Source organism: Methylophaga sp., from assembly GCF_965655755.1.
Taxonomy (GTDB): Bacteria; Pseudomonadota; Gammaproteobacteria; order Nitrosococcales; family Methylophagaceae; genus Methylophaga.
The window spans coordinates 1-4,811 of record NZ_CBFHHW010000060.1 but is presented as its reverse complement, the minus strand read 5'-3'; the positions used below and the strand labels follow the sequence as shown (position 1 = coordinate 4,811).

General features: G+C 43.7%; 6 protein-coding genes. All 6 read right to left on the bottom strand.

Translation table 11 applies throughout. The annotated features are described in order from the left end of the window. On the bottom strand, nucleotides 1-443 hold a 443-nt coding region (locus ACTF5U_RS12215; RefSeq protein WP_438971910.1), incomplete at its 3' end, for a hypothetical protein. Between the two features lie 402 nt (nucleotides 444-845). Beyond that, complete coding sequence (locus ACTF5U_RS12210) at nucleotides 846-1,010, bottom strand: hypothetical protein (RefSeq protein ID WP_438971909.1); 165 nt, start codon at nucleotides 1,008-1,010, stop codon at nucleotides 846-848. Between the two features lie 22 nt (nucleotides 1,011-1,032). After that, entirely contained in the window at nucleotides 1,033-1,851 is an 819-nt protein-coding gene (locus ACTF5U_RS12205) for a metallophosphoesterase (protein WP_438971908.1), read from the bottom strand. Nucleotides 1,852-1,860: 9 nt separating this feature from the next. Then, complete coding sequence (locus tag ACTF5U_RS12200) at nucleotides 1,861-2,949, bottom strand: AAA family ATPase (RefSeq protein ID WP_438971907.1); 1,089 nt, start codon at nucleotides 2,947-2,949, stop codon at nucleotides 1,861-1,863. A 60-nt stretch (nucleotides 2,950-3,009) separates the two neighbouring features. Further along, a complete protein-coding gene (locus ACTF5U_RS12195; protein WP_438971906.1) occupies nucleotides 3,010-3,504 on the bottom strand; it encodes an LAGLIDADG family homing endonuclease in 495 nt (164 codons plus the stop codon). A 50-nt stretch (nucleotides 3,505-3,554) separates the two neighbouring features. Continuing rightward, the gene (locus tag ACTF5U_RS12190; protein ID WP_438971905.1) at nucleotides 3,555-3,785 is read right to left on the bottom strand and encodes a helix-turn-helix domain-containing protein; all 231 of its coding nucleotides are present in this window, start codon (nucleotides 3,783-3,785) and stop codon (nucleotides 3,555-3,557) included. Nucleotides 3,786-4,811: the final 1,026 nt, after the last annotated feature.

Below are 4,811 nucleotides of genomic sequence, written 5' to 3'. Positions count from 1 at the left end.
CCTTCGATAAAAATGCCATTACCAGGAAGCAGTTCAATATTCATCATTTCAGATGGGCGACAACCCGTTAGCCATAACACCGTTAAGGTGCCCACCAAATTCACGTCCGGTTTTCTTTTGGCCATGCAGCCAGCGAGTAACTTCTGAAGGTCTTCATTTGAAACTTTTTTCATGACGGTTCCGGTTTTTTTCTTGATGGCCCCTTCAGGAAACTTTGTCGACTTGATAAATATAGCCTCATCCGTAATGCAGCGATCAATGTAGTACTCTTCAAGCGCTCTTCTTTTTTTATTCCACGAGTTCTGCCCCGGAGGGTCATCATCAAAGGCATGATCGATCAGAGCTTGTCTCAGTTCTTGAACATGCGGGTTATCTGTTCCTAGTCGACTTTGGATAAAGTGCTTGGCTTGCGAGATGTATTGTTGCCGGGTTTTTTCTTTCATAGCGGATACCTGAAACTTGGTTGACTTGGTATCCAGAATAGCTTTGATGGAGAGACCACTTTGTCGTTCAGGTCACAGATTGATCATCCAGGTATCTTAAAATTGAAGATATGCCTGAGTAGGCAGGCAGTCTCCTGAAAATCTATGAGAAGATGCCCTCGATATTAAGCTGACTGATAGGGCTCGCCAGTAACGTTGCCAGCAACGCTACTGACGCAGGATACCTCCTGACGCCCTACATACTTCCCCGTTAATGACACAAATTTTCAGCGGGGAAGTATGTAGTTTAAAGTCAGCTGGATTGATGTCTGGCATCTGACGGGGTAGGGAATTAAAAGATACCTGTTGGCTTTAATTGTTCTTCCGTTTTGCCTGATGGCGTGTCACAAAGTGCATTTACTTTTAATTACCTTTGAAGGCCTCAGCCAGTTTTTTTTCATCAGCAAAAAATAGCTCATCAGATGCTTTCTTCACTTTGTCAGAAGTCAGCTTTGTATAGAGTGCTTCAAATTCAGGTCTTGGGTCACTCTGTTTTGAAGTCTTATTTTGCTTATCATCTTCAGTCATAGATACCTGCCTTAAGTGAGTATCAATCGGTCTGGTTAGACAGCTTTTCATCAATATGAATGACTGCCGGTTGGTAAGCTGTGTTTGTCACTGCTTGCAGGTGAGGATAGCCTTGAGCGTGACGACATATTCTGGTTGTCCCAATATTAAATGTGTTTTCACCATGCACATGGCCATAAATCCAGGCATCTGGTTTATGATTTTCAATCAAGCTATCAAGTCGGCTGGCATAGGCCGCAGAAATCAAATCAGATTGTTCATGCATCGGAATGCATCGTAGGGAGGGGGCATGATGGGTAACAACCAGTATGCTCTTAGCATCAGACATCATCAGTGCCTCCTCAATAAACTGTTTTTCAAGTTTGTGCCAAAGAAGGGTGTCTCTGACGGTCAGCTTTGGCGAAAACGGTTTATCGGGCAGCCGAATTTCGGCATAGTCAGTCATATTAAAACTGGCATGACTGATTGTCAGATGGTGCTTCGCTTCCCCAAACAACATAAAGTCAGTCCAGAGTGTCGCGCCAATAAACATCACATCATCAATAATGACTGAGTCACCATCCAGAAAGTGAACATCCGTGTTTCTGGTCAGGCTCTCTACTTTATCCTTAACGGATAGGCTGTCTGACTGGTAAAACTCATGATTACCGATCACATAGATAACAGGCAGCCCAAGAAGCTCACTTTGCCGAACAGCATAGTGAGCGCCATACTCCTGGACATCAATATCACCAGCCAGAACCAGCACATCAACAGGTTCGTTAAGTTCTATATCAGGTACGGGTAACCCGGCTTCACGCAGAAACTCATTGTGTAAATCACTGATATAAGCAATTTTCATATGTGCCCCTTATCCCAGACTGGCCAGAAAGCCGATGCCTGCCGGTTTATGCTGTTTGTCCTGCATGTTCACATCATCAGGCAGAAGATAGATGGGTCTGGAATCTGACGGCGTTCTCGAAGCCGAATGAGCCAACGCCTTTTCCAACCCCAGCTTCATCAGCCTGGGTGGTACGGCTGCAAAAGCATCAATAACACTCTCGTCCAATTCTTTATCAAAATGCTTTCCCCAAGCGTTGGCTTCAAGCAACTCCCGGTAAATGGCTTTTACAATATCCCGGGATTGCGCCGCACTGGGCGGTTTTATTTCTATATCAATCATTCTTGACCGGATAGGGGCCGGTATTCGCTCAGGCTGATTCGCTGTCGCGACCCACAGTACGCCACTCAGGTCCATCGGAATGTCGAGATATTCATCTTTGAACTGACGTGCTGTGTGCGATTCAAACAAACCGTAAAAAGCGCCTAATGGGTCGAAACGCAGATCAGCAGAGACTTTATCGATTTCATCGAGCATAACGATGGGATTGGCATAACGGCTCTTTCTGATGCTCTCGCTGATAAAGCCTGGTTTACTCTCGCTCCATGAACTGCTACCTCCGCTAACAATAAACCCTGACGAGAGTGTCGAAAAATCGAGGGTGAAAAAATCAGTCCCAAACACTTTGGCAAGCTCGGACATGAAACGGGTTTTGCCGACACCCGGTGGTCCCGATAACAATAACGGGGGAAAGCTGATGACCTCAGGTGACTCCAGACTGAATAACTGCAGGTTACGCTTACAGAGTTCAATCACTTCACTGAAATTAGCAAACTGTTCAGCCAAATTATCCAACTCATCAACCAGAGTTTCTCTGATCAGGGCAAAGGGCTTCCAATTGCTTTCCTTGCTCAGTTCTTTGAGGATCGCTTTGCGTGTCTGATTGAATTCACGTTTATGCGCACTGATGACATGATCTTGTTTGTAGATATAGAGGCCGGTACCGACTGCAGGAGGCTCTTCCTCCAACTCACGAATGTGAAGCTCATCAGACAGGTTGGTGCCGGTGGGTTTTCCAAGGTTGTCATCAACAAGTTCTCTAAGTGATTTTTTAGACATAGTTACTCCGAAGCTGAGGTTGATCTCCCTCCATTCGCCCGGATGGAGGGAATGATGTATCTACTTCAGTCTCGAGAGCTTTTGTGCCCATTTTTCACGAATTTCATACACCTCTGGTGGCCAACCCTTGGGACCAGGGCGTTGCCCCATTTTGCCCTCTTCCCACATTTTCTGGGCGACTTCAGCTTCATATTGCTTTCGACGCAGGAAGGGAGCTATCTTCTGTATGGCACGCAGTGCATGCGCACCGTCATAAACTAGTGAGTAGCCTTGCCGATTACTTGAGCTGTCACGTTTTTGTTTTGAAATAAAACTTTTTTCAGCAATGATTTTTTGGATTTCTTCCAGCACTTCAAGGTTATTTTGCGCGATGCTGAGCTTGAGGCGATGACAGATATTGTCGCGTCCTTTGTAACGCTGTTTTGCAACGCCTATACAACCATCAGCATCCGTGAAACCACCAACATACGAATCATCCATCAACTTTTTATGTTGAGGGTTCAAGTCAACGTTTGTTGTCAGGGTGTCAAAGTTTACATTATCAATAACACACATAGTGTGCACTCCTTGGCAAAAATAATGGCGGGTGATTCCGCCACTTGCCTCTATTTATACACTATGTGTGGCCCATCTGCAAGTACTTTGTATGAAATATTATGCTTTATGAAAAATAACTCAAGAAGACCTTCTTGTATAACCCTATGATTTTGCATTTCTTTTTCTGTTTCCCAGTTCTGCCATGAACGTAAGGTGACATATATACTTTTTGCTGCTTCCTGCTGAGTAAGGCCGAGGCTTTTGCGCAATTTTTTTAACTCTTCAGGTGTTATTGGCATGAATAAAACTCTCTTGCTCCATTGGCTTCATTTTGGATAACTATTGATGAATCTAATTAGTATTATGGAGGGGCGATACTGATATTACTAACTAATTTGCAGTGTTGCGACTGCCGTCAAAGCTACAGTTAAGTGAAAGCATTCTATGGATGCTATCTTACCGGAATAAGGAAGAGAAATTTGTGTCAATTATGAAGCTCTAAGAAGCTATTTCAGCCTAGTCTAGGTTAAAGAGAGCTTTCATGTTTAGCTAGAAATGACAAATCTTCGGCTGCCTGTGCATTTTCCCATGGCAACCTGAGAGAATCTTTATTTTCATGATGGCTTTTATGTTGGTAAAGGTTTATGAATTGGGAGAAATCATCAAAGTTTTGTTCCAAATCTATTAGCATTCTGGTCATTCTATTCACAACAAATTTTAAATCATGGACTTCGAGTTCTAAGAGTCTAACTCGCTCTTCTACATTCATTTTTTAGCAACCAATTTTGTGATGGCGTTACTATTGAATAAATGCTTGAAAATTTTTGTGAAAAGTTAAGGTTAGGCAAACCATGCAACTTGCTTCGATTAACGATTTTATCAGCGTTACAGTGTTTTATAATTCTCCGGTGGGTTCTCGTCGTAAAAGTGACGATTAGTTCGAACCATAGCTAAAGTTAGTGTGTCTATTAATGTGGTATAGATATATCAGTACCATACTGTTACGGTTCGCCAGGCCCAGCCTGGCGTTTTTTTGAATCGCAGGATAATAAACTAGTCTGTTTTCTGCCACTGTTCGAGCACGAAATTACGGTAGGATTTGAGAGATAAGGAGTTCTCGAGGCCGCATTGAACCGAGAGCACTGACCCTTAGGGATAAGCGGGGATTGTGCTTATCATGCTATCCCAGACAGCGGTTTCTGGGCGCAGGGTCTGTTCACTGGCTGAACCTCGTAGATGGTCATGATCACTCTAATGACTAGTTTTTAGACAGCTAGACTCGCTTAGTCATGTTTCTTACCTGAAGGCACATCATTATCTTCAGA

Coding starts and splice junctions, on each gene's coding strand:
- ACTF5U_RS12210 (WP_438971909.1), bottom strand. CDS start 1,010: ATGACTGAAGATGATAAGCAAAATAAGACTTCAAAACAGAGTGACCCA.
- ACTF5U_RS12205 (WP_438971908.1), bottom strand. CDS start 1,851: ATGAAAATTGCTTATATCAGTGATTTACACAATGAGTTTCTGCGTGAA.
- ACTF5U_RS12195 (WP_438971906.1), bottom strand. CDS start 3,504: ATGTGTGTTATTGATAATGTAAACTTTGACACCCTGACAACAAACGTT.
- ACTF5U_RS12190 (WP_438971905.1), bottom strand. CDS start 3,785: ATGCCAATAACACCTGAAGAGTTAAAAAAATTGCGCAAAAGCCTCGGC.
- ACTF5U_RS12200 (WP_438971907.1), bottom strand. CDS start 2,949: ATGTCTAAAAAATCACTTAGAGAACTTGTTGATGACAACCTTGGAAAA.